This window comes from Bradyrhizobium sp. 62 (assembly GCF_023073035.1).
Lineage (GTDB): Bacteria > Pseudomonadota > Alphaproteobacteria > Rhizobiales > Xanthobacteraceae > Bradyrhizobium.
Genome location: NZ_JADPIT010000010.1, coordinates 225653 through 229025, shown reverse-complemented (window position 1 = coordinate 229025; position 3373 = coordinate 225653). Strand labels below are relative to the sequence as shown.

The window sequence follows — 3373 nt, the reverse complement described above, 5'->3', positions numbered from 1 at the left end:
TTCGTCGCAAGAGCTCCTCGCAATGACAGCTCCTCGCAATGACCGGAGGCGAAAAAACACGCGACAGCGCGCCCGGCAAAAACCGGGCGCGCTTCGTTTAGCCGTTCAGAGCCGCGTTACTCCGAGTACTTGAACTCGGGCATGTTCTTCAGCTCATCCTTGCTCGCATTGAACACGGCGTGGTCCGGATACCATTTCGACGAGGACGTGGCGGTCGTTGTCGTCGCGGGCTTGTTGTCGGTGCCGGTCGCGGCACCCGTCGTGGTGGTCGCCGCGGGCCGGTTGGCTGCGCTGTTCGGGTTGTTCCCGGCAGCGCCGGTGTAGGCGACGGCCTCGTTGACGAACTTCAGCTTCTCATAGGGCACGGCAACCAGATGCTCGCCCAGGCCGAGAAAGCCGCCGACGCCGATCACGGCGATCTTGATATTGCCGCTCTTGTCCATCAGCAGATCGTTGATCGAGCCGATGTTCTCGTTGGCGTCGTTATAGACCTTGATGCCGTCCATCTTGGACGTACGCCACTGTCCCGACGCGGTCGTGGTGGTCGTCGAGGCGGCGGCAGCCGGCGCCTTGTCGGTGGTGGCGGTCGGATTTTGCGCGAACGCAACGGTTGCGAGCAGTGCGGTACCGGCGAGACCGGCCGCGATCGATTTCATCAACATATTGTCCTCTCCTTCAGCAGAAAACTCGTGCGGAGAAAACAGCTCGGATCAGTCCCAGTTCCGCGCGTGCTGCAATTTCGTCGCGTGCTGCGCGAGTATCAAAGCCGCGTGCGATTGTTCCTAAGTCACTCAGGAACATTTTGCAGCGCACGATTCCTAGACGATGACGCGGCGCGCGCGATCGCATATGGCGGCGAACTGTCGCTGCACGGCCGAGAGCCGCGTGGGCTGATCGTGCGGATGCAATTGCAGGCATGGCAGCAGCCGCGGCTTGCGGCCTAACCTCAGGCAGCGAGCGGCGGGTGCTCGAGGGCGGCCTCGTCGAAGATCGCAATCGCCTCGAAGCGATAATTGCAGGCGTGGCACGTCCAGAGATAGGAGACGCGCCCTTCGCCCGGCTCGATCCAATCGGGCGTGGGGATCAGCGTGCCGCATTGGGCACAGGGGTTGTTTCTGGGCAAATCGTGTTCTGACATGTCGCCACTGTGGGCTTTGACCATGGTTGATTTTGTCATGGCACCTCTCCCGATTCGCTGGCCGTGACATACTCGCTTTCGTCCGCCCAGGCGAATAGACAGGCCTGCTGTCGCGAGTTTGTCCGCCTGAGGGAACTCTGGCGCCAGCATTGAGTCGTCACTGCGGCTCGACGCCGCCAAAAAATTAGCGGCGGCGTTTGGTCACATCATCGCCGCGTTCGGGAGGCCTAAACGGCAGCCGGGCGCAGGCCTTCAATCAGTCTCAGGGACCTCCGGGAAATCTGATGAAAATTTTACATGTTGCCGCGCTGCTCGCGGCCGGACTGACGTTGCCGCAGGCCGCATTCGCGGGCCAGGCGGAGTACGCCGAGATGGTCGCGGCCCATGCGCGCGCCAACGGCGTGCCGGAGGCGCTGGTGCATCGCGTCATCATGCGCGAAAGCCGCTACCAGCCCGGCCTGGTCGGCCATGGCGGCACCATCGGACTGATGCAGATCAAGCTCGCGACCGCCCGCGGGGTCGGCTACACCGGCGACGCCGCCGGCCTGCGCGATCCCAATACCAACCTCACCTATGCCGTGAAATATCTCGCCGGCGCCTATCACGCCGCCAATGGCGATCACACCCGGGCCGTTCGTTATTTCGCCGGCGGCTATTACTACGCCGCAAAGCGGCAGCCGCAGGAGGCCGTGCAGGTCGCCAATATGGGCGAGGCCAATATGGGCGCCCCTTGGCTCGAGCCAAACGGCAATCCGCAGCCGATGTTCGGCAGCGTCCCGCACCGCAAGCTCGCCCAGCGCGTCCGCAACGCCCGGGCGCGGGCGCCCAGGTAAGCGCGGTTCGCACCAAGCGCGTTGACCACCCAGCCCTGCTGGCATACATTAGAGCCGTTCCGAGGGGTGCTCCGAGGAGGAGCTGAGATACCGCTAAATGGGCAAATCCGCCCAGGACCGCGGTGACCCTTTGAACCTGATCCGGGTCATGCCGGCGAAGGGACAGGGATGTTGCAGACGACCAAGCGACCGGATTCCCCGGTATCCATCATCGGCGCAGGCATTGCGGGTGCCTGGCACGCCTTGCTGTTCGCGCAGGCCGGCCACCCCGTCACCCTGCACGAGCGCGGTGACGCCGACATGACCGATGCCACCAGCCATTGGGCTGGCGGCATGCTCGCGCCCTATTGCGAGGCGGAAGTCTCCGAACCCATCATCAGCCGCCTCGGCCTGCGCTCGCTCGACATCTGGCGGCGCGAGCTGCCCGACACGCCCTTCAACGGCTCGCTGGTCGTCGCCCACCCGCGCGAGCGCAACGACTTCGAGCGTTTCGCCCGGATGACCGAAGGCCATCGCCGGCTCGATGCCGCCGGCCTTGCCGAGCTCGAGCCGTCGCTCGAAGGCCGCTTCCGCGACGCGCTGTTCTTTCCGACCGAGGGTCATGTCGAGCCGCGCCGCGTGCTGCCGAAACTGCACGAGCGCATCCGCGCCGCCGGCGGCACCATCAAATTCGAAAGTGATGTCGCCGCGGCCGAACTCGCAAAACTTGATCCTGAAGGCATCGTGATCGACTGCCGCGGCCTTTCTGCGCGCAACGAGCAGCCGGAGCTTCGCGGCGTCAAGGGCGAGATGATCCTGATCGAAACCGCCGAGGTGCAGCTCGCGCGCCCGGTGCGGCTGATCCATCCGCGCTGGCCGCTCTATGTGATCCCGCGCGAGGACAATCTATTCATGCTGGGCGCGACCTCGATCGAGGCCGAGGACACCGGCGTCAGCGTCCGCTCGGCGCTGGAGCTGTTGGGCGCGGCCTATGCCGTTCATCCCGCCTTCGGCGAGGCCCGCATCGTCGAATTCGGCTCCGGCCTGCGCCCCGCTTTTCCCGACAATCTGCCGCGCATCGGCATCCGTGACGGCACGATCAGCGTGAACGGCCTCTACCGCCACGGCTTCCTGATCGCGCCTGTTCTGGCCGAGCTGACGCTGAGCTTTGTCGAGCGCGGCCAGATCGACAATGAGGTGATGCAATGCGCGTGATCGTGAACGGCGAGCAACGCGAGGTGAATTCGGCCAGCGTCGACGCGCTGCTCGGCGAGCTCGACTACGAAGGCACCCATTTCGCGATCGCGCTCAACTACGACGTCGTGCCGAAGAGCCGCTGGGCCGAGACCCATCTCAAGCCCGGCGACGAGATCGAGATCATCACGCCGCGGCAGGGAGGGTGAAGATGGTGCGCTCGCCAAAC

The 3373-nt window shown here is 64.7% G+C and carries 5 protein-coding genes and 1 riboswitch; of the genes, 3 read left to right on the top strand and 2 right to left on the bottom strand.

The genetic code is table 11. The features are described 5' to 3' along the window. Positions 1-116: 116 nt before the first annotated feature. Both IVB47_RS05270 and IVB47_RS05265 read right to left on the bottom strand, forming a co-directional pair. Positions 117-662 carry a PRC-barrel domain-containing protein gene (locus IVB47_RS05270; protein WP_027570651.1) on the bottom strand — a complete coding sequence of 182 codons (546 nt, stop codon included), beginning with the start codon at positions 660-662 and terminating at the stop codon, positions 117-119. A 284-nt stretch (positions 663-946) separates the two neighbouring features. Continuing rightward, positions 947-1177 carry a hypothetical protein gene (locus IVB47_RS05265; RefSeq protein ID WP_219685491.1) on the bottom strand — a complete coding sequence of 77 codons (231 nt, stop codon included), beginning with the start codon at positions 1175-1177 and terminating at the stop codon, positions 947-949. 245 nt (positions 1178-1422) lie between these two features. Between IVB47_RS05265 and IVB47_RS05260 the strand changes: the two genes are divergently transcribed. The 3 genes from IVB47_RS05260 (at position 1423) to thiS (ending at position 3353) form a co-directional block, all read left to right on the top strand. After that, complete coding sequence (locus tag IVB47_RS05260; protein ID WP_247460255.1) at positions 1423-1971, top strand: lytic transglycosylase domain-containing protein; 549 nt, start codon at positions 1423-1425, stop codon at positions 1969-1971. A 52-nt stretch (positions 1972-2023) separates the two neighbouring features. Then, positions 2024-2152: riboswitch (TPP riboswitch) on the top strand. Next, on the top strand, positions 2140-3165 hold the full coding sequence (locus tag IVB47_RS05255; protein ID WP_247460254.1) for an FAD-dependent oxidoreductase: 1026 nt from the start codon (positions 2140-2142) through the stop codon (positions 3163-3165). It overlaps the preceding riboswitch by 13 nt. Then, positions 3156-3353, top strand: coding sequence for a sulfur carrier protein ThiS (gene thiS / locus IVB47_RS05250; protein WP_247460253.1), 198 nt, complete (start codon positions 3156-3158; stop codon positions 3351-3353). Before IVB47_RS05255 ends, thiS begins: the two co-directional genes overlap by 10 nt. Positions 3354-3373 lie beyond the last annotated feature (20 nt).